Origin of the sequence: Pseudomonas sp. UBA6323 (genome assembly GCF_002439135.1) — a bacterium.
In the GTDB taxonomy this organism is placed as follows: Bacteria; Pseudomonadota; Gammaproteobacteria; order Pseudomonadales; family Pseudomonadaceae; genus Aquipseudomonas.
Map to the genome: position 1 here is coordinate 40407 of NZ_DJSX01000039.1, position 19274 is coordinate 59680.

18 protein-coding genes and 1 pseudogene are annotated in these 19274 nt (G+C 63.4%); 9 read left to right on the forward strand and 10 right to left on the reverse strand.

The genetic code is table 11. The features are described 5' to 3' along the window. The first annotated feature begins 21 nt into the window (after positions 1–21). The 3 genes from argJ to B3P22_RS08685 all read left to right on the forward strand — a co-directional run bounded on the left by argJ (position 22) and on the right by B3P22_RS08685 (position 3008). On the forward strand, positions 22–1239 hold the full coding sequence (gene argJ, locus B3P22_RS08675) for a bifunctional glutamate N-acetyltransferase/amino-acid acetyltransferase ArgJ (protein ID WP_296270669.1): 1218 nt from the start codon (positions 22–24) through the stop codon (positions 1237–1239). A gap of 195 nt (positions 1240–1434) precedes the next feature. Beyond that, positions 1435–2067 (forward strand): glutathione S-transferase family protein, encoded by a 633-nt coding sequence (locus B3P22_RS08680; RefSeq protein WP_275547054.1) that lies wholly within the window; start codon positions 1435–1437, stop codon positions 2065–2067. Then, positions 2064–3008, forward strand: a complete 945-nt coding sequence (locus B3P22_RS08685) for a Nudix family hydrolase (RefSeq protein ID WP_275547055.1) — start codon at positions 2064–2066, stop codon at positions 3006–3008. Before B3P22_RS08680 ends, B3P22_RS08685 begins: the two co-directional genes overlap by 4 nt. Before the next feature lie 378 nt (positions 3009–3386). Here the strand turns inward: B3P22_RS08685 and B3P22_RS08690 are convergent, their stop codons facing one another. The 4 genes and pseudogenes from B3P22_RS08690 to B3P22_RS08705 form a co-directional block, all read right to left on the reverse strand. Beyond that, positions 3387–3962, reverse strand: a complete 576-nt coding sequence (locus tag B3P22_RS08690; RefSeq protein WP_275547056.1) for a cob(I)yrinic acid a,c-diamide adenosyltransferase — start codon at positions 3960–3962, stop codon at positions 3387–3389. A gap of 3 nt (positions 3963–3965) precedes the next feature. After that, positions 3966–5984 carry an ATP-binding protein gene (locus B3P22_RS08695; RefSeq protein WP_275547057.1) on the reverse strand — a complete coding sequence of 673 codons (2019 nt, stop codon included), beginning with the start codon at positions 5982–5984 and terminating at the stop codon, positions 3966–3968. A 71-nt stretch (positions 5985–6055) separates the two neighbouring features. Then, the gene (locus tag B3P22_RS08700; RefSeq protein WP_275547058.1) at positions 6056–6967 is read right to left on the reverse strand and encodes a putative 2-dehydropantoate 2-reductase; all 912 of its coding nucleotides are present in this window, start codon (positions 6965–6967) and stop codon (positions 6056–6058) included. Beyond that, a pseudogene (locus B3P22_RS08705) lies at positions 6964–7929 on the reverse strand (response regulator); the annotation flags it as partial. The pseudogene B3P22_RS08705 and the gene B3P22_RS08700, both read right to left, overlap by 4 nt. Before the next feature lie 135 nt (positions 7930–8064). On the opposite strand from B3P22_RS08705, the gene B3P22_RS08710 reads away from it, so the two are divergent. Further along, on the forward strand, positions 8065–8544 hold the full coding sequence (locus B3P22_RS08710; protein WP_275547060.1) for a YajQ family cyclic di-GMP-binding protein: 480 nt from the start codon (positions 8065–8067) through the stop codon (positions 8542–8544). A 114-nt stretch (positions 8545–8658) separates the two neighbouring features. Then, positions 8659–9504, forward strand: coding sequence for a mechanosensitive ion channel family protein (locus B3P22_RS08715; protein WP_197857448.1), 846 nt, complete (start codon positions 8659–8661; stop codon positions 9502–9504). Positions 9505–9608: 104 nt separating this feature from the next. On the opposite strand, the gene B3P22_RS08720 is transcribed toward B3P22_RS08715, so the two are convergent. Both B3P22_RS08720 and B3P22_RS08725 read right to left on the reverse strand, forming a co-directional pair. Further along, positions 9609–11369 (reverse strand): AmpG family muropeptide MFS transporter, encoded by a 1761-nt coding sequence (locus B3P22_RS08720; RefSeq protein ID WP_296270670.1) that lies wholly within the window; start codon positions 11367–11369, stop codon positions 9609–9611. Positions 11370–11409: 40 nt separating this feature from the next. Then, the gene (locus tag B3P22_RS08725) at positions 11410–11784 is read right to left on the reverse strand and encodes an MGMT family protein (protein ID WP_197857446.1); all 375 of its coding nucleotides are present in this window, start codon (positions 11782–11784) and stop codon (positions 11410–11412) included. A gap of 16 nt (positions 11785–11800) precedes the next feature. Here B3P22_RS08725 and B3P22_RS08730 point away from each other — a divergent pair, with 16 nt between their 5' ends. Together B3P22_RS08730 and B3P22_RS08735 are read left to right on the forward strand one after the other, a co-directional pair. Next, on the forward strand, positions 11801–12793 hold the full coding sequence (locus tag B3P22_RS08730; protein WP_296270671.1) for a DUF481 domain-containing protein: 993 nt from the start codon (positions 11801–11803) through the stop codon (positions 12791–12793). Positions 12794–12923: 130 nt separating this feature from the next. Further along, positions 12924–13937: a DUF481 domain-containing protein gene (locus B3P22_RS08735; RefSeq protein WP_296270672.1), complete on the forward strand. Its 1014-nt coding sequence runs from the start codon at positions 12924–12926 to the stop codon at positions 13935–13937. Between the two features lie 65 nt (positions 13938–14002). Here the strand turns inward: B3P22_RS08735 and B3P22_RS08740 are convergent, their stop codons facing one another. Both B3P22_RS08740 and upp read right to left on the reverse strand, forming a co-directional pair. Next, positions 14003–15265, reverse strand: a complete 1263-nt coding sequence (locus B3P22_RS08740) for a uracil-xanthine permease family protein (protein ID WP_296270673.1) — start codon at positions 15263–15265, stop codon at positions 14003–14005. 1 nt (position 15266) lies between these two features. Continuing rightward, entirely contained in the window at positions 15267–15905 is a 639-nt protein-coding gene (upp, locus tag B3P22_RS08745) for a uracil phosphoribosyltransferase (RefSeq protein WP_197857439.1), read from the reverse strand. 239 nt (positions 15906–16144) lie between these two features. On the opposite strand from upp, the gene B3P22_RS08750 reads away from it, so the two are divergent. Continuing rightward, positions 16145–16702, forward strand: a complete 558-nt coding sequence (locus B3P22_RS08750; RefSeq protein WP_296270674.1) for a hypoxanthine-guanine phosphoribosyltransferase — start codon at positions 16145–16147, stop codon at positions 16700–16702. A gap of 102 nt (positions 16703–16804) precedes the next feature. Here the strand turns inward: B3P22_RS08750 and dauA are convergent, their stop codons facing one another. Then, positions 16805–18544 (reverse strand): C4-dicarboxylic acid transporter DauA, encoded by a 1740-nt coding sequence (dauA, locus tag B3P22_RS08755; protein ID WP_296270675.1) that lies wholly within the window; start codon positions 18542–18544, stop codon positions 16805–16807. Positions 18545–18716: 172 nt separating this feature from the next. Between dauA and B3P22_RS08760 the strand changes: the two genes are divergently transcribed. Next, a complete protein-coding gene (locus B3P22_RS08760; RefSeq protein WP_296270676.1) occupies positions 18717–19004 on the forward strand; it encodes a PA4642 family protein in 288 nt (95 codons plus the stop codon). Positions 19005–19079: 75 nt separating this feature from the next. Here B3P22_RS08760 and B3P22_RS08765 read toward each other — a convergent pair. Continuing rightward, positions 19080–19274, reverse strand: a 195-nt coding sequence (locus B3P22_RS08765) for a hypothetical protein (protein ID WP_296270677.1), incomplete at its 5' end; no start/stop codon positions are given.

Genomic DNA, 19274 nt, shown 5'->3' on the forward strand with positions numbered 1-19274 from the left:
GTCTTACAAGGAGCTCACCTTATGGCTGTTGGTCTTGGCCCGCTGTCTACCCTGCACCCGGTTCCTGGTTTCGAGTTGGGCATCGCCTCGGCCGGCATCAAGCGCCCCGGGCGCAAGGATGTGGTGGTGATGCGCTGCGCCGAGGGCTCGCGTATCGCCGGGGTCACCACCACCAATGCGTTCTGCGCTGCGCCCGTGTTGATCACCCGTGAGCGTCTGGGTGGCGAGGTGCGTTACCTGTTGACCAATACCGGCAATGCCAACGCCGGTACCGGTGCGGACGGCCTAGCCCGTGCGCGCCGCGCCTGTGCGCGTCTGGCCGAATTGACCGGCGTTACCGAAGGTGCCGTGCTGCCATTCTCCACCGGTGTGATCGGCGAGCCGCTGCCGGTGGAGAAGATCGAATCCGCGCTGCAGGCCGCGCTGGATGATCTCAAGGTCGACAACTGGGAAGCCGCCGCCACCGGCATCATGACCACCGACACGCTGCCCAAGGGGGCCAGCCGTCAATTCCAGCACGATGGCGTGACCATCACCGTCACCGGCATCTCCAAGGGCGCCGGCATGATCCGTCCGAACATGGCCACCATGCTCGGCTACATCGCTACCGACGCCAAGGTTGCCCAGGGCGTGCTGCAGGATCTGGTGCGCGACGCGGCGAACAAGTCGTTCAACCGCATCACCATCGACGGCGACACCTCCACCAACGACTGCTGCATGCTGATCGCCACCGGCCAGGCCGCGCTGCCGGAGATCAGCGAGGCTTCCGGTGAGCTGTTCACCAAGCTCAAGCAGGCGGTGTTCGACGTGTTCATGGAAGTGGCGCAGGCCATCGTGCGTGACGGCGAAGGTGCGACCAAGTTCGTCACCGTGCAGGTCAACGGCGGCGGCACCCATCAGGAATGCCTGGACGTAGCTTATGCCGTGGCCCACTCGCCGCTGATCAAGACCGCGCTGTTCGCCTCCGACCCGAACTGGGGGCGCATCCTCGCGGCTGTCGGCTATGCCGGCGTGCCGCAACTGGACGTGAGCAGGATCGACGTATTCCTCGGTGAGGTCTGCATCGCCAGCAAGGGCTGCCGAGCGACCACCTACACCGAAGATCAGGGCGCAGCGGTGATGGCCCGTGAGGAGATCACCATCCGCATCGAGCTGGGTCGCGGCGCCTGCAGCGAGACCATCTGGACCACCGACCTGTCCCACGAGTACGTCAAGATCAACGCCGAATACCGCACATAAGCGGCTGCAGGCCTCAGGCCACGAGCCTGAGATTTGGCTCCGAGTTGGAAACGGTCCTCGCTGAGCCTGGAGCTGCCTCTCTCATTCCCGCGCCTCATGACCCCATGACGCGCGGGAATTTGCTATTCGGAGGACGGGCTTTTAACGTCGAGCGACTTCAGATCATTTCCAAGACCCTAGGCGAGGACGCGCAAGATGGCACTGCAACTGGTGATTGGCGACAAGAACTATTCCTCTTGGTCGCTGCGTGCGGCGTTGGCGGTCGATCTGGCCGGAGCCGACTGCGAAGAGCTGCGGGTACGTTTGTTTCAGCCTGACAGTCGCGCACAACTGTTGCGCTACTCGCCCACCGGCAAAGTGCCGGTTCTGCTGACTGAGCAGGGCGCCGTCTGGGATTCCCTGGCGATTGCCGAGTATCTGGCCGAATGTTATCCCGAGTCGCAGCTGTGGCCGCAGGAGCGTCAGGCTCGCGCGCTGGCGCGCAGCATTTGCGCTGAAATGCACAGCGGTTTCAGTGCGCTGCGCAGCCACCTGCCCATGGACCTGGCGCGAGACCAGGCACTGGCCGAACTGCCTGACGCGGCACAGGCCGATATCGACCGCATCTGTGCGATCTGGGCCGGCTGCCGCGAGCGTTACGCCAGCGCCGGCAACTATCTGTTCGGCCAGGCCGGCATCGCCGACGCCTTCTATGCGCCGGTCGCCGCGCGACTGCGCAGCTATCGTGTGGCGCTGCCGACAGCGGCTGCGGCCTATGTCGAAACCATCTATCGCTGGCCGGCGTTCCAGCGCTGGTATCAGGCGGCATTGCAGGAGGTGAAGGGTTGAAGCGTGTGCATGTCGCCGCAGCGGTGATTCGGGATGTCGATGGACGCATCCTGATCGCCAGGCGGCCCGAGGACAAACATCAGGGCGGCCTATGGGAGTTCCCCGGCGGCAAGGTGGAAGAGGGCGAGGCGGTGCGTGTCGCTCTTGATCGCGAACTGGAGGAGGAGCTGGGCATTCGTCCGCAGGCGGCGCGCCCGCTGATCCAGATTCGCCACGACTACCCGGACAAGCAGGTGTTGCTGGACGTTTGGGAAGTCTCGGCCTTCAGTGGCGAGCCGCATGGCGCAGAAGGCCAGCCGCTGGCCTGGGCTAGCGAGCGGCAGTTGCTGGAATACGAGTTCCCGGCTGCCAACAAGCCCATAGTCGCCGCCGCGCGCCTGCCGGACCGCTACCTGATCACCCCGGATGGCCTAGAGCCGAGTGAGCTGCTCGCCGATATCCGCAGTGCTCTGACGCAGGGAGTACGGTTGATTCAGTTGCGCGCGCCGAATATGTTCGACCCGCAGTACCGAGATTTGGCTGTCGACGTGCAGGGCCTGTGTGCCGGCAAGGCGCAACTGATGCTCAAGGGACCGCTGGAGTGGCTGGGGGATTTTCCTGCGGCGGGTTGGCACCTGACCGCCGAACAGCTGCGCAAGTATGCCGCGGGTGGCCGGCCTTTCCCGGAGGATCGCTGGCTGGCGGCCTCCTGCCACGGTGCCGAGGAGCTGGCGCTGGCGGCGCAGATGGGCGTGGATTTCGTCACCCTGTCGCCGGTGCAGGCGACCGCGACGCACCCTGAGGCACAGCCGCTGGGCTGGGAGGCTGCGCGCGAACTGCTGACCCATTTCAACCTGCCGGCCTATCTGTTGGGCGGCGTTGCCCCGGCCGATATCGAACGCGCCTGGCAGACCGGCGCACAAGGTGTAGCGGGTATCCGCGCGTTCTGGCCTGCCCTGTAGGTGCGCAGGAATGTATGGATGGGGGCGAGCGGATTTATCCGCGAAAGGTTGCAGGCACCGGGATGTCAATGATCGCGAATAAATTCGCTCCTACAAAAGCCGGCCCGGTAGCGGATGGATGTGGCGGCACGGTTTGTAGGAGCGGATTTATCCGCGAAGGGCGGCAGGCACCGAGACCGTGATGATCGCGAATAAATTCGCTCCTACAAAAAGCCGACCCTGCACCGTGTGGATGTGAATCCATGTTCTGTAGGAGCGGATTTATCCGCGAAGGGCGGCAGGCACGGGGACGTCGATGATCGCGAATAAATTCGCTCCTACAAAAAGCCGGCCCGGCAGCGGATGGATGCTGGACGGTTGGCGGGGGCGTGATCGTTTCTATGGTTTGTCAGCCGCCTTCCACAGTACCTCGGCAACGCCCTGGCGTCTGGCGATCAGGCGGGCGGCGACGAACAGCAGGTCGGAAAGACGGTTGACGTAAGCCAGGCCCTCGGCGCGTAGCGGCTCGACGGCGTTGAGATGCTGGCAGCGGCGCTCGGCGCTGCGGGCGAAGCTGCGGCAGACATGGGCCTGGGCGATCAGTCTCGAGCCGCCAGGCAGGATGAAGTTCTCCAGCGGTCCGACCTCGTCGTTCCAGCGGTCGATAACAGACTCCAGACGTTCGATTTCCATCGATTGCAGCGCCTGATATTCGGGCATTGCCAGCTCGCCGCCGAGATCGAACAGGCGGTGCTGGCAGGGGCTCAGCACCTCGCTGATCTCCTTGAGGCCCGGTCTGGTCGCTGCCGCTTCATCCAGATCGGCGAGCAGCAGGCCGAGCTGGCTGTTGAGCGTGTCCAGTTCGCCGATGGCGTCGATACGTGGGTGGTCCTTGCCGACTCGGCGGCCATCGGCCAGGCCGGTTTCCCCTTTGTCGCCGGTGCGGGTGTAGATCTTCGAGAGGCGAAAGCCCATGGCTCAGAGTCCTGTGTTCTCGGGCAGCGAGGCCAACGGCAGGCGCAGGGTGAAGCAGGTGCCCTGGCCCGGCGTGGAGTGCACCTCCATCTGCCCCTTGTGATTGTTGGTGACGATGAAATAGGAAACCGCCAGGCCGAGGCCGGTGCCCTGGCCGACCTCCTTTGTGGTGAAGAACGGCTCGAAGATGCGCTTGCGCACCGCTTCGTTCATGCCTGTGCCGTTGTCTTCCACCTGAACTTCCGCCCAGTTGCCGGCTTGCCGGGTGCGCAGAATGATGCGGCCGGGCTCGGCCTCGTCGTCGCGCTGATGGATGGCCTGGGCGGCGTTCTTCAGCAGGTTGAGCAGCACCTGCTCCAGTTCGTTGGCGGTACCGGCCACTGGCCCCAGCATCGGGTCGAACTGGCGCACGATCTCCAGGGTTCTGAAATCGAAGCTGTCGGCCAGATCGAAGTCATTGCCGGCGATATCCAGAGCCTGATCGATCAGCGCTGGCAGGTCGCAGGGCGAGAGCTGGCGGTCGCTGCGCCGGCTGAAACTGAGCATGTGGCTGACGATCTTGGCGGCGCGCTGGCCGGCCTGCTGGATGCCGTCGAGCAGGCGCGGTATCTCGCGCGCCGTCATGTAGTGCTGGATGACGGCCAGGCTGACGCCAGCCTGCTCGGCCTGTTCGAGGTTTTTTTCCAGGTCCGGTGACAGGCGTCGGCGAATGTTCTGCACGTTGTGCAGGATGGCGCCGAGCGGGTTGTTGATCTCGTGCGCCATGCCCGCGGCCAGGCCGCCGACCGACAGCATCTTCTCCGACTGCACCATCATTTCCTCGAGGGCCAGGCGCTGAGTGATGTCGTCGATACGGATCACCACACCGCGCCCGGCGCTGCCCATCAGCGGATAGAAGGTCAGCGCGTAGTGGTGGGGATCCTCGCCCTTGTGCCAGGTCACGCGCTCGATCTTTTCCACCCTGTGCTGTTCGGCGGTGTGCTTGAGTTGCGAGAGAAACGGCTTGAGCGGTGGGAATGCGAGAAAGAACGGCTGGTTCAGCGCCTCCTCCAGGCGCGTGCCGGACAGGGCGCTGGCCTCCTGATTCCATTGCGTCACGTAGAGCTGTTCGTCGAGGGCGATCAGCGCCGAAGGCATGGAGTCGATGATGCTGTTGAGGTAGTTCTGAAAACCGGTGAGCTTTTTCTCGATCTTGCTGCGCACCTGTACTTCCAGCTCCAGCTTGCGATTGGAGTGGCGGGTTTCCTCGGCCAGGCTCTGCGCCTGGTCGAAGGCCTGCTGGGCGTCGTCGCGGGCGCGCTTGAGCTGCTGCTCGCGTGCCTCCATACGCATCAGCATGGTGTTGAAGGCGTCGGCCAGGCTGCCGATTTCATCCTGATTGCCGCGATTGGCACGCAGTGCATAGTTCTCTTCGCGGGTGACCTGGCGTGAGAGCTCTTCCAGACGACGGATGGGTTTGGTCACCAGGCGTTTGATCTGTTTGGCCACCAGCAGCCAGAGCAGCACGCTGAAGGCCAGGATGACCAGGCTGGCGGTCAGGGTACCAGTATAGAACGCGCCAGGCAGCTCGCTGGAGGCGACCAGCAACAGCGCTCCGGGGCGGCCGCTTGGATGCGGCAGCTCGACCAGCAGGTTGGTACGAAAGGCGGTTACACGCCAGTTCTGCAGTTCGTCGAGCTCCTGCGGCAGTTGCAGTTTTTCACCGCGCTGCAACTGCGCCACGCTGTTGCCGTTGCCGTCGTAGATCACCGCGGCACGCAGCGGCGCGTATTCGTCCAGGCGTTTTAGCAGTGCTTCGGCCGAGTCCGGCGAGCGCAGCGCCTGCGCGCTCAGCGCCGGGCTGGCGATGAGCCGGCCGAGGGTGTGCAGGGCCTGTGGCGCCATGCTCTCCTGAGTGATCCAGTAGGCCGCGCTGATGAAGGCCAGGTTGGCCACCAGCATCACCGCGGCGAGCAACACCAGCAGCGCGGCGAGCAGTTTGCGGCCAACCGGCAGGTTTTCCAGGCGCTGACGCAGTCTCATGAGGTTATCGCTGTGGTGAATGAAAACGGCAGGTTAGCGCGCCGGGGCAGCCATTGCCACGGCCTGGGCCGCTAGTTCACAGGCAAGCCGCGTGCTTGCAGGTGACCGAGCAGGCGTTGTTGCAGGTGCTGCAGGTGCGGCAGATGCAGCTGATGGCGCTGCGCCGCGGCGCAGGCGTAGCCCAGCAGATAGCTGATCTCGGTGCGGCGACCCTGGGCTACGTCCTGATGCATGGACGAGTAGTTCGCCGCGGTGGCGTGAATCACTCGCCGTACTTCCTCGAGCAGATCTTCCGCCGCAGCCGGTTGACCACAGCGCTGCAGCAGCTCGGCGAGTTCGGCGCATAGGGTGGCGACCTCGGCCGGATGTTCGGCCAGGCCGCCGTTGCGGCAGTCGTGCAATACGGTGAGCGGGTTGATCGCGCAATTGAGCGCGAGCTTGCGCCACAGGCGCGCGAGGATGTCCGGGCTCCACTGGTGGGCGATGCCGGCGCGCTGCAGCTCGTTCAGCCAGGTGGGCGGCTGCGGATTGCCTGGGTCGCCCAGCCAGTTGTGGCCATGTCCGGCGAACTCCACCTGGAAGTCGGCAGGACGAAAGGCGCCTTCGGTACTGGAGACGAACAGGCAGCGCTGGCCGGGTAAACGTTGCGCGACCTCATCCTGGCTGCCCAGGCCATTTTGCAACAGCAGCAACTCGGCACCCGGGGCCAGACGCGTGGCGATACTGGTCACCGCGTCCTGCGCGTCATAGGCCTTGCAGGCGAGCAGCAGGCGTTGGATTGGCGTGTCCGTCTGTGGCAGTTCCGCGGCAATCGCGTACTGCTGGGCCTGGCCCGCTTCGATCAGCGTCAGGCCACCGGCCTGGCGATAGGCATCGAGGCGTTGCCGGTTGCGCAGGATCAGCCTGACCGGCAAGCCGGCGCGGGCCAGGCGAGTGGCCCAGAGGCTGCCGAGGCTGCCGGCGCCGAGGATGTGCCAGGTCACGGCAGGGGCAGGCGCATGGCGGCGACCCGGCCGCTGGCGTAGGACTCTGCGAGCAATTTGTCCGCGTGCTGGATCAGTTGCTCGGGGTCGGTTGGCAGCGCCTTGGCGTCCAGCCCGACCAGGCTGATACCGGCCTTGAGGGTGATGAAGCCCTCGCTGGTCTTGAACGCCTTGAGATTCAGTCCTTCATGCAGGCGTTTGAAGCTGCTCGGCGAGCATTCGTGCAGGTCTTCGAGCAGGGTGATCAGGCCGAAGTGGTTGTCATCCAGGCGGGTCAGCACGTCCAGTGGCCGCACCAGTTGCTGCAGGCGGCGCGCGACGCCGTGCAGCAGCTCATTGAAGAACCGGTCGCCATACTGGCTGCGCAGCTGCCCGGCATCCTGCAGGCCGATCAGCAGGTAGCACACGGCGCCGCCGCGCGATTCGATCTGGCGCAGGCTGTCGCCGAGCTTCTGGCGCAGGTAGCGCGGGTTGCCCAGGCCGGTGAGCGGGTCGACCAGATTGCGCCGCTCCAGGCTGGCAATGTTCTGCGTCAGCATGCGGTTCTCGTGCAGCAGGCGCTGCAAGGTATTGCACAGCCGGTCGGCGGCGTAGACGCGTGGCACCAGTTGCTCGTTCATCGCCGCCTTGCTGATGAAGTCATCGACGCCACGGTCGAAGGCTTCGCCGAGGACGTTTTCGCCTTCCTTGCCGGTCAGCAGGATGATGTAGGTGTAGTGATCGGCCGTCTCGTCCAGTTGGCGCACCCGCGCGGTCAGCTCCAGGCCGTCGATCTCGGGCATCAGCCAGTCGGCCAGCAGTACGCTGGCCGGGCGCTGCTCCAGCAACTGCAGCGCTTCGCTGGCGCTGCTGGCGAAGCGCACGTCCTGGTAGCCGGCCTGGCTCAGGGCACGACCGATCATGGCACTGGAAAACTTGGCGTCGTCCACCACCAGGATGCTGAGATGGGGGTTGGGCATGGTGCAGGCTCGCAGGCAGAGAGGAAGGACGCCAAGCGGCGTATATCAGACTGGGTATAATGGGCCCGCCAAAGTTATCGTCAAGTCAGGCGCGCTCACTCCGTGAAGAGGATCGCGCCGTCCATCAGGAGCCCACTCATGCCTTCGTTCGACGTCGTGTCTGAACTGGACAAACACGAACTGACCAATGCGGTCGACAACGCCATCAAGGAACTCGACCGCCGTTTCGACCTGCGCGGCAAGTGCAGCATCGAGAGCAAGGACAAGGCGCTGACCTTGACTGCCGAAGCCGAGTTCATGCTCGAGCAGATGCTCGACATCGTGCGCAGCAGCCTGATCAAGCGCAAGATCGACTGCCAGTGCATGGAAACCAAGGAACCTTACGCCTCCGGCAAGGTGATGAAGCAGGAAGTCACCTTCCGCGAGGGCATCGACAAGGAGCTGGCGAAGAAGATCGTCGCCCACATCAAGGACGCCAAGCTCAAGGTGCAGGCCGCCATCCAGGGCGAGCAGGTGCGTGTCACCGGCAAGAAGCGCGATGACCTGCAGGAGGCCATCGCCCATCTGCGTGGTCACGAATTCGGCATGCCGCTGCAGTTCAATAACTTCCGCGATTGAATGGGTGATTGAACCCGCGCGTCTGCCCGGCGTCGCATTCATCATGCCCATAACGCCATGGCTGTAGGCGCAGCCATGGCGTTGTCGTTTCGCCCCAACCAAGGAGCAATCCCTATGGATCTCAATGCTGAAATCGATCAGCTCCTGCGTGAATCGCAAACGTGGATCCCTCTGATCATGCAATACAGCAGCAAGCTGCTGTTGGCCCTGGTAACCCTGCTGATCGGCTGGTGGTTCATCAATCGTCTGACCGGCAATATCAGCAAGCTGCTGGCTGCGCGCAAGGCCGATCCGGCGCTGCAGGGCTTCATTGGCAGCATGGCCAATATCATCCTCAAGGTGCTGCTGATCATCAGCGTGGCCTCGATGGTCGGCGTGGAAACCACGTCCTTCATCGCTGCGATCGGTGCGGCAGGCCTGGCGATTGGTCTGGCCTTGCAGGGCAGCCTGGCGAACTTCGCTGGCGGTGTGTTGATCCTGCTGTTCCGCCCGCTGCGTATTGGTGACTGGATCGAGGCTCAGGGCGTGATGGGCACGGTCGACAGCATTCAGATCTTCCATACCGTGCTGCGTACCGGCGACAACAAGACGGTCATCGTGCCGAACGGCAACCTGTCCAACGGCATCATCACCAACTACAACCGTCAGCCGACGCGCAAGGTAGTGTTCGATGTGGGCGTTGATTACGAGGCCGATCTGCAGGCAGCCCGTGAAGTGTTGCTGGAGCTGGCACAGGACGAGCGCGTGCTCAGGGAACCTGCGCCGGTTGTGGTAGTGAGCGCCCTGGGTGACAGCGCCATTACCGTGTCCCTGCGTCTTTGGGTCGATACGCCCAACTATTGGGATGTGATGTTCATGCTCAACGAGCAGGCCCGTGACCGACTCAAGATGCGTGGCATCGGCATCCCATTCCCGCAGCGGGTGGTGCATATGGTGCACGAGAGCGCGCCAGCCGAATAAGCGCGTCTATTGCGGCAGAACGAGACCGGCCAGGCGAGATTTGGCCGGTTTTTTTATGCCTGTTATCGAGACTGTCAGCGGTCTTGCGGCAGGTGCCGTGGCGCCTAGCTTTGTCTGCTCTGGCGCTGCCACTGCAGCAGGATCAGCAGCAGCGTCGGAATGCCCATCAGCGCCGTGGCGAGGAAGAAGTTGGCATAGCCGAGGTGCTCCACCATCACCCCGGAATAACCGCCGATCAAACGTGGCAGCAGCAGCATGATGGAGCTGAGCAGGGCGTACTGGGTGGCCGAGAACTTCAGGTTGGTCAGGCTCGACAGGTAGGCGACGAACGCCGAGGTGGCCAGGCCGGCGCTGAAATTGTCGCAACTGATGGTGACGATCAGCATGTTCAGGTGCGGCCCCATGCCCACCAGCAGCATGAACAGCAGATTGGTCGCGGCCGACGCCGCCGCGCCGATCAGCAGGATCGGCATGATGCCGAAGCGCACGATCAGCAGACCGCCGACACCTGCGCCGAGCAGGGTCATCACCAGGCCGAAGACCTTGCTGACGCTTGCGATCTGCTCCTTGGTGAAGCCCTGGTCGATGTAGAACACATTGGCCATCACGCCCATTACCGTGTCGGACAGGCGATAGGTGGCGATCAGGCTCAGCAGCAGCAACGCCTGCCAGCGATAACGCACGATGAAGTCGTTGATCGGTGTGAGCACAGGGGCCATGCCGCCCCAGAACAGGCTGGATATCGACAGGCCGGTGAGCAGGGTATAGAGCAGTGCGCGAAGGAAGGCTCGGTCGTAATACAGCAGCTCCTGCAGGCTCATCTGGCCCTGGAACAGCAGTGGCAGGTCGCTTTCGTAGAACTGGGTGACCATCGCCGGAATGGAAATCAGCAAAATGATCAGCAGCAGCACGGAAAGCAGCTGGTGGAAGAAACCGTATTTCGCCGCGGCGGTTTTCAGCACCGGCGCCAGCCCGCCCCAGAACAGGCCAGAGGCGCACACGCAGGCCAGGGTGCTGTAGAGCATGGCGCGCAGGAAGGCGCGGTCGTTGTAGAGCAGCTCCTGCATGCTGACATCGCCGAGCAGCATGAGCATCAGGTCGCTCTGGTAGAACTGGATGAACATGGTCGGCACGGCGATGACCAGTACGATCACCGCGAGGATCGCCAGCAACTGATGAAAGAAGCCGTGCTTGGGCGGTGGGACATGAATGTGTGGCGGCGCCGGTGGCTCACGCATCCACAGCGAGGTAAGCAGCCCAGGCAGCATGAGCAGGGCGAAGACCAGGTAGGTGCCGGTCCAGGCGCCGAACTGGTAATCCTTGGCGGTCGAGCCGAAGCCTTCGGCGAAGTACAGCGCACCGGCGGTGGCCAACAGTGCGGCGACGCGGTAGCCGGTCATGTACGCGGCGGCCAGCGCAGCCTGATGTTCGTCGCCGAGGATTTCCAGGCGGTAGGCGTCGACGGCGATGTCCTGGGTGGCCGAGGCGAAGGCCACCAGCACGGCGAGGGCGATCAGCGAGGACAGGTGCGTTTGCGGGTCGTAATTGGCCATGCCGATCAGGCCAATGGCGACCAGGCCTTGCGAAAGCACCAGCCAGGAGCGACGGCGGCCGAGCTTGCCGAGCAGCGGCAGGCGCCACTGGTCGAGCATCGGCGCCCACACCCACTTGAAGGCGTAGGCCAGGCCGATAAGGCTGGCGAAACCGATGGTCTCGCGCGCCACACCGGCTTCGCGCAGCCATACCGAAAGGGTCGAGAACACCAGCATGTAGGGCAGGCCGGCGGCGAAACCCAGAAGCAGAAGAGCCAGTGTGGCGGGGTTGGCATAGGTGGCGAGGGCTTCTCGCCAGGATTTGCGTGGCATCAGGCTCGAATCTGGGCAGGGGTGGTTCGTAGGGCGCACTCTAACTGCTGTGCTCCATCGGGCGCCAGCCGTGACGACGCATATCCACACGTTCGTTCAGGATGCTGATGCCTTCTGCACGCAGGCGCGCGCGTTGTTCCGCGCCAGAAGGGCTCCCGGCCGCCAGACTGAGGCGCCCGCCCGCGGCGATTACCCGGTGCCAGGGCAGGGTGGTGCCGTCGGGCAACTGGCTCAGCGTGCGGCCGACCCAGCGCGCTGCACGACCAAGGCCGGCCAGTTGCGCCAGCTCGCCATAGCTGACGACCTTGCCTTGCGGCACCTGCGCCAACACCAGGTACAGCGCTTCGCGGCGCGCCTCCACGCTTGCCGGTGGCGATGCCGGCCATGCAGACTCTGGCGGTTTCGTCTTGCCCATAGGGTGTGCCCTCATCATGCGCGTACTGATCGCCTTGTTCCTGTTTACCCTGGCAGCCCCGCTCTGGGCCGATACCGTATGGTTGAACAACGGTGATCGCCTGAGCGGCGAGATCATCCTGCTCGATGGCGGCAAGCTGGCGCTGAAGACCAAATACGCCGGCCAGGTGCTGATCGACTGGAAGGATATCGATACCCTCAGTTCGGACAAGCCCCTGCTGGTACGGCGCAGCGGTTTCGACAGCGAGCGCAGCGAAAGGTTGGCCGCGGCCGGAGCGGGCATGGTCCGGGTGCAGGGAGAGCGCGAGTACACCCTGCCTCTAGCAGAGATCAAACGCTTGGTGCCGCCACGGCCGCTGCTGGAGGATCACCTCTGGGAGGGCAACCTAGACGCCAAGCTGGACATGAAGCGCAACCAGAACGATGTCGATGAGTGGAAGCTCAAGGGCAATACCCGTTTTGAGCACGGCCGCTGGCGTCATGTGCTCAGCGGCGAGCTGGAGCGCGAAACCAAGAACGACAGAAAGGTCGAGGACAATTGGGAGCTGGAGTACGACCTTGATCGCTTTTTCACCGAACACTGGTTCTGGCGGGTCGGGGTTGAGCAAGCCGAGGATGAGTTCGAGACGGTCGATCGCCAGCGCATCGCCGGTACTGGCCCCGGCTATCGCTTTTGGGACGATGAACTGGGGCGCTTTGATCTGATCGGCCAGGTCAACCGCGTGCGCCTGGAGTCGCAGCTCGCCGACCTGGCCTTCAACACCACATCGCTGGAGCTGGACTACAAGCGCTTGCTTTGGGGCACACGGCTGGAGTTTTACGCTAACGCCGAATTGCAGATTCCGCATGTCGATGAGATCGACTACGTGCTCGATAGCGAGTTCGGTCTGCGCTACCGACTCAATCAGTGGGCGCGGCTGTCGCTCCTGTATGAACTGGATCAATTGCGGGGGCAGGGGCAGACCGTTTCAGATCGACATTATCTGATCGGTATTGGCGTGGGCTGGTGAAGTCGTCCGGCGGAATTGCCGCCCAACGGAAAAACCTGAACTCTAGCTGTCTGGATCGGTCAGCTGTTGCTCTGGCGCCGGGCTTGCGGATAATGCCCGGCTTTCGCTCACGAACCTCTATATCTCCCTTATGCCTCGCTCTACATCGCTGTCCCTGCTCGGGTTGAGCATCGCCTTGTGCAGTTCAGTTACCTTCGCCGATACCGTCTGGTTGAAGAACGGTGATCGCCTGACTGGCACCATCCGCTTCTTCGACGGCAGCAAGCTGTTGCTGGAGACCGACTTCGGCGGCTCCATCCCGCTGGACTGGAAGAAGATCGCCACCCTGGAAAGCGAGCATGAGCTGCTGGTCAAGCTCGGCCCCGTAGATGGTGAGCGCGCCAAGTCGCTGCTGGCCGCCGAGCCCGGCAAGGTGACGCTGGCCAATGGCGAGGCGCCCAAGACCATCGAACTGACGCAGATCGAGCAGATCATGAAGCCCAAGCCGTTGGTGGAAGATTTCACCTGGAAGGGCAATATCGATCTCGGTCTGGACTACAAGCGCGGCGAGCGCGATTCCGACGATTACGATGTCGATCTGAAGACCCAGGCCCGTCACGGTCTTTGGCGGCACAATGCGCTCGCCGATTACAATCGCGAGTTGAAGGATGACGTCGTCAGCACCGACAACTGGAGCGCCGAATACGCGCTCGATCGCTTCCTTACCGAGAAATGGTTCTGGCAGGGGCGCTTCGAATACAAGCGCGACCGCATCGAGGAAGTGGAGCGTCAGCGCACCCTCGGTACCGGCCCTGGTTACCAGTTCTGGGATGACGAGCTGGGTGCCTTCTCCATTGCCACCCTGGCCAACCGCAGCGACTACCGCTACAGCAATGGCGAACAGGATCGCTTCTACGCCATGAGCGTGAAGTGGGACTACAACCGCTATCTGGTCGGCAAGACCGTCGAATTGTTCAGCGTCGGCGAAGTCGGTCGTCCGCTAAGCGGTGCGGCCGATTACAGCCTGGATGCCGAGATCGGCCTGCGCTACAAGGTGACCGACTGGGCTTCGCTGAACGTGAAAGCCGAGAAGGACATGGTCAGCGGCGCCGAGGGTGACCTGGATGAAACCCGCTACACCCTGGGCTTCGGCGTTGGCTGGTAAGTCGTAACGCCGTGCAGACGAAAAAAGCCCGCGATGATCGCGGGCTTTTTCATTGGGCGACGGAATCAGGCTTCTTCCACTTCCCGCTTGCGCCAGCTGGCGCTGCCCGGCAATACCAGATTGAGCAGCAGGGCGCTGATCGCGCACAGGGATATCCCCGACAGGGCGAATTCCTTGCCGCCAATGACCATGCCGCCGATGCCGAACACCAGGGTCACCGAAACGATGATCAGGTTACGCGCTTCGGACAGATCGACCTGGTGACGAATCAAAGTGTTCAGGCCGACCACGGCGATGGAGCCGAACAGCAGGCAGAGAATGCCGCCCATCACCGGTACCGGAATGCTCTGCAGGGCCACGCCGAACTTGCCGATAAAGGCCAGGGCGATGGCGAATACCGCAGCCCAGGTCATGATCTTCGGGTTGTAGCTCTTGGTCAGCATCACCGCGCCGGTAACTTCGGCATAGGTGGTATTGGGCGGGCCACCGAACATGCCGGCGGCCGAGGTGGCGAGTCCATCACCAAGCAGGGTGCGGTGCAGCCCGGGGTTCTTGACGAAGTTCTTGCCGGTGACGTTGCCGATGGCGACCACGCCGCCGATGTGCTCGATGGCTGGCGCCAGAGCCACGGGCACCATGTACAGAATGGCGCCCCAATGCAGCTCCGGTGCGATGAAGTTGGGCACGGCGAGCCAGGAGGCCTGGCTCACGGCGGTGGTGTCGATCACGCCGAGCACGGCGGCGATGGCGCAACCAACCGCGATACCGGCGAGGATCGGCACCAGGCGAAAGATGCCGCTGCCCAGCACGGCCACCAGCAGGGTGGTGATCAAAGCTGGCATCGAGATCATCATCGCGGTTTTGTACGGCACCAGCTCGACGCTACCGTCACCGGCCTTGCCCATGGCCATGTTCACCGCGACCGGCGACAACGCCAGGCCGATGGAAATGATCACCGGCGCGATCACCACAGGGGGCAATAGCCGGTCGATGAAGTTGGGACCGCGCAGTTTGACCAACAGCGAAAGCAGGATGTAGACCAGACCGGCGGCGATCACACCGCCCATCACGGCAGGCAGGCCGAACTCGCCCTTGGCTGCCAGGATCGGCGCGATGAAGGCGAAGCTGGAGGCGAGGAAAACCGGAACCTGACGCTTGGTCACCAGCTGGAACAGCAGGGTGCCGATACCCGCGGTGAACAATGCCACGTTGGGGTCCATGCCGGTGATCAGCGGCATCAGCACCAGGGCGCCGAAGGCCACGAAGAGCATCTGTGCGCCGGCAATGCCCTGGCGCCACAGCGGATCGTTGAAGTCCGTCTGCGACATGTCAGGCGTCCTTCTGCTTGGTGCCGAAGATCTTGTCGCCGGCATCACCCAGCCCCGGAATGATGTAGCCGTGCTCGTTCAGACGCTGGTCGACGGAGGCGGTGAAGATGGTCACGTCCGGGTGAGCCTGCTCGACCGCCTTGATGCCCTCGGGGGCGGCGACCAGTACCATGGCGCGAATGTCCTTGCAGCCGGCTTTTTTCAGCAGGTCGATAGTGGCGACCATCGAGCCGCCGGTGGCCAGCATCGGGTCGATGATCAGGGCCAGACGCGAGTCGATTTCCGGTGCGAGCTTCTCCAGGTAGGTGTGCGCCTCGAGGGTTTCCTCGTTGCGCGCGACGCCCACGGCGCTGACCTTGGCACCGGGAATCAGGCTGAGCACGCCATCGAGCATGCCGATGCCGGCACGCAGGATGGGCACAACGGTGATCTTCTTGCCGGCGATCTTCTCGACCTGCACGGTGCCGGCCCAGCCTTCGATGTTGTAGGCTTCCAGCGGCAGGTCATTGGTGGCTTCATAAGTCAGCAGGGCGCCCACTTCCTGGGCCAGCTCACGGAAATTCTTGGTGCTGATATCGGCGCGGCGCATCAGGCCGATCTTGTGACGGATCAGCGGGTGGCGGATCTCGCGAGTGGGCATGGGCTGGGATCTCCAACGGGGCTCTGGGAAAAATCGCGTTAGATTAAAGCATTGCTCATGCCAAGTGGTGGGTGATTGATAAGTCACGACGTCCGGCATGGCGCATCGGCTACGCTGGTCTGCCGATACTTGGCAAGCGCTGCACGGGTCTGTACCTTTGCCCGCTTTTATTTGACGAGTCGATCAGCTTTCAGGTCGCTCGCCGCCATTCATCAGCCCGATCAAGAGAGAGTCTCATCATGTCCGCCGATCTCGCGCACATTCGCCAAGTCATGGCGGAAGCCGACTGCCTGTACACCGAAGCCGAGGTGGAAGCGGCCATCGACAAGGTCGCCAGCCAGATCAACGGCGAGCTGGCCGAGCGCAACCCGGTGGTGTTCTGCGTGATGAACGGCGGCCTGATCTTTTCCGGCAAGCTGCTGACCAAGCTGAACTTCCCGCTTGAGGCGTCCTACCTGCACGCGACCCGTTACCGCAACGAAACCAGCGGTGGCGAACTGTTCTGGAAAGCCAAGCCGGAAGTGTCGTTCATCGACCGCGACGTGCTGATCATCGATGACATTCTCGATGAAGGGCACACTCTCGGTGCGATCATCGATTTCTGCCACCATGCCGGCGCACGTGCCGTGCATACCGCGGTGCTGATCGACAAGTATCACGACCGCAAGGCACGTCCCGACCTGAAGGCCAATTACGTAGGCCTGCAGTGCATCGATCGCTACATCTTCGGTTACGGCATGGACTACAAGGGCTACTGGCGCAACGCCGCCGGCATCTTCGCGGTCAAGGGGCTGTAAGCCGCGCCTGTTTGTAGGAGCGAGCTTTGCTCGCGATCTTGGGCCATGACGAGGCCGTGTGCGCCGCGCATCGGTCTTTTCCGTGCGCATGGCGCACGACGCCTACCCGGGGTGCGCCGCTTCCGGCGCACCATCCAGCCAGCGCAGGGCTTTCTCCCGCGCCTGCGGCAAATCATGAACGTAAGCCAACTGCCCGGCGCGTCGGTGAATGCCGGCGCGGCGCAGTTGCAGGCGCACCTGCGCCGAGGGGCCGCTGAGAATCAGGGCGATGCCCTGCTGGCGATAGTCACGCAGCACATTGTCCAGCGCGGCGATGGCGGTCATGTCCAGCAGCGGCACCGCGCTGATGTCGACGATCACGACTCGCACCCCCGGGGTGAAGCGACGCAGCACGCTCAGCGCCTTTTCGGCCGCGCCGAAGAACAGTGGGCCGCGGATGGCGTAGGCCAGCACATGCTCGGGCAGGTCCTGCAGCGCCTCGCGCTGATGCCGATTCAGTGCCGCGGTATCGGTCAGTTCGCTCATACGCTTGATGAACAAGCCGGCCGCCAGCAGCAGGCCGACGCCCACGGCAAGCACCATATCGAACAGCACCGTCAGCACCAGGCAGGTGAGCAGCACCAGCACATCGCTGCGCGGGGCGATGCGCAGGGTGTGGGCGACATGCTGCGGCTCGCTCATGTTCCACGCCACCATCAACAGCAGCGCGGCCAGAGCCGCCATCGGCAGGTAGCTGAACAGCGGCGCGAGCAGCAGAATCGCCGCCAGTACCACGCCGGCGTGAACCAGCGCCGCCAGTGGGGAAAACGCGCCGGCACGCACGTTGGCTGCCGTACGGGCTATGGCCGCAGTGGCGGTGATGCCGCCGAAGAACGGCGCAGCCAGATTGCCCAGGCCCTGGCCGATCAACTCGGCGTTGGGATCATGCTTGCTGCCGGTCATGCCATCGGCCACCACCGCGCACAGCAATGACTCGATGGCGCCGAGCATGGCAATGGCGAAGGCCGGGGCGAGCAACTGGCGGATCAGCTCGAACGACAATACGAGCGGCTGGCCATCAGGACCCGGCAGGTTCCAGGGGAGCGCGAGGTCCGGCAGGAAAGGCGGGATGCCGGGATGCTCGATGCCATCGAGCTGATAGCTGAAGCGCTCGCCCAGTGTCGCCACCGGCATTCCCAGGTGCTCCAGCGCCAGCGCCAGTAACGCGCCGATCGCCAGGGCTACCAGATGCGCAGGGACTTTCGGCACCAGGCGCGGCCAGATCAGCAGTATCGCCAGGCACGTGGCGCCAACCAGCGTGTCGCCGGGCTGCAAGCCGGGAAGTGCACGTACCAGTAGATTCAGCTGTTCCAGCAGGTGTTGAGGCGCTTCGGCCAGGTGCAGGCCGAACAGGTCCTTGATCTGCAGAACGGCGATGACGATGCCGATACCGGCGGTAAAACCCAGCGTCACCGGGTAAGGCACGAATTCGATCAGGCGACCGGCGCGCAGCAGGCCCAGGCAGATCAGGATGACGCCGGCCATCAAGGTGCACAGCAGTAATCCGCCGAGTCCGTACTGTTGGGTGATTGGCAGCAGAATCACCACGAAGGCCGCAGTGGGGCCGGATATGTTGAAGCGCGAGCCGCCGCACAATGCGATCAAGGGTGCGGCGATCAGGACGGTATAAAGACCGTGCTGCGGCGCCACGCCTACGGCGATGGCCAGCGCCATGGCCAGCGGGATGGCGATGATGCCGACCGTCAGGCCAGCGCTCAGATCCCCGCGCAGGGCCTTCCAGGAATAGCCCACACGCAGGGTCTGGCGCCAGGCGGCGAACAGCGGTAACGATGGACGTGACATGCTGGCTCCCTAATGGCTTGCCGCATTATAGGGGGCGGTTTGCGTGTCGCGGCATGACCTAGGTCGGCTGTCGCGTCGATTGTTCGCGTGTTAGCGTGCCCGGCTGCGCGTTGAGCCGCGCGCGGCGCGGCGGTAAACTGCCGGCCCTCTGTAATGCTGGCGGGAGCGGGCGATGCGTAAAGACAAGAAGCAGGTGATTGGCGAAGAAATCAGCGATGACTCGATCAAGCTGTTCCTTGCGGTGGAACCAGCGGACGCCACGCCGCCTTCGCTGCACAAGCTGGTCAAGGCATACCGCGGTCTGCGCGTCGATGACTTCGAGCGTTTCGTGGGTTTCTTCAAAGCCGAAGGTTACGACCTCTTTGCCACCGATGCGCAGGGTAATGATTTCATTGCGCTGATTCAGGATCAGCGCAACGCCGAGCCTTATATCGAAGTGATCAAGGCCGCTCGCGGCTGATCTGTTCTGATAATGAAAATGCCCGCTCTCCTTTGAGGAGGCGGGCATTTTTTGCTTTTATGCAGGCGCTGACTGCTACTCGTGGGAGCGGGCCAGGCTGTTTGTGGGAGCGGACTTGTCCGCGAATCGTTGCAGCAGAGGCTTCGTGATCAAGACCGCTCCCACGGGGAACGGGTAAGCCGGCAGACCAAGGGGCGGGTCGAGCTCAGGCTTTTTGTAGGAGCGGGTTTGTCCGCGAATCGCGGCAGCAAAAGCTTCGCGGTCAAGACC

Coding starts and splice junctions, on each gene's coding strand:
- argJ (WP_296270669.1), top strand. CDS start 22: ATGGCTGTTGGTCTTGGCCCGCTGTCTACCCTGCACCCGGTTCCTGGT.
- B3P22_RS08680 (WP_275547054.1), top strand. CDS start 1,435: ATGGCACTGCAACTGGTGATTGGCGACAAGAACTATTCCTCTTGGTCG.
- B3P22_RS08690 (WP_275547056.1), bottom strand. CDS start 3,962: ATGGGCTTTCGCCTCTCGAAGATCTACACCCGCACCGGCGACAAAGGG.
- B3P22_RS08695 (WP_275547057.1), bottom strand. CDS start 5,984: ATGAGACTGCGTCAGCGCCTGGAAAACCTGCCGGTTGGCCGCAAACTG.
- B3P22_RS08710 (WP_275547060.1), top strand. CDS start 8,065: ATGCCTTCGTTCGACGTCGTGTCTGAACTGGACAAACACGAACTGACC.
- B3P22_RS08715 (WP_197857448.1), top strand. CDS start 8,659: ATGGATCTCAATGCTGAAATCGATCAGCTCCTGCGTGAATCGCAAACG.
- B3P22_RS08720 (WP_296270670.1), bottom strand. CDS start 11,369: ATGCCACGCAAATCCTGGCGAGAAGCCCTCGCCACCTATGCCAACCCC.
- B3P22_RS08725 (WP_197857446.1), bottom strand. CDS start 11,784: ATGGGCAAGACGAAACCGCCAGAGTCTGCATGGCCGGCATCGCCACCG.
- B3P22_RS08730 (WP_296270671.1), top strand. CDS start 11,801: ATGCGCGTACTGATCGCCTTGTTCCTGTTTACCCTGGCAGCCCCGCTC.
- B3P22_RS08735 (WP_296270672.1), top strand. CDS start 12,924: ATGCCTCGCTCTACATCGCTGTCCCTGCTCGGGTTGAGCATCGCCTTG.
- B3P22_RS08740 (WP_296270673.1), bottom strand. CDS start 15,265: ATGTCGCAGACGGACTTCAACGATCCGCTGTGGCGCCAGGGCATTGCC.
- upp (WP_197857439.1), bottom strand. CDS start 15,905: ATGCCCACTCGCGAGATCCGCCACCCGCTGATCCGTCACAAGATCGGC.
- B3P22_RS08750 (WP_296270674.1), top strand. CDS start 16,145: ATGTCCGCCGATCTCGCGCACATTCGCCAAGTCATGGCGGAAGCCGAC.
- dauA (WP_296270675.1), bottom strand. CDS start 18,544: ATGTCACGTCCATCGTTACCGCTGTTCGCCGCCTGGCGCCAGACCCTG.
- B3P22_RS08760 (WP_296270676.1), top strand. CDS start 18,717: ATGCGTAAAGACAAGAAGCAGGTGATTGGCGAAGAAATCAGCGATGAC.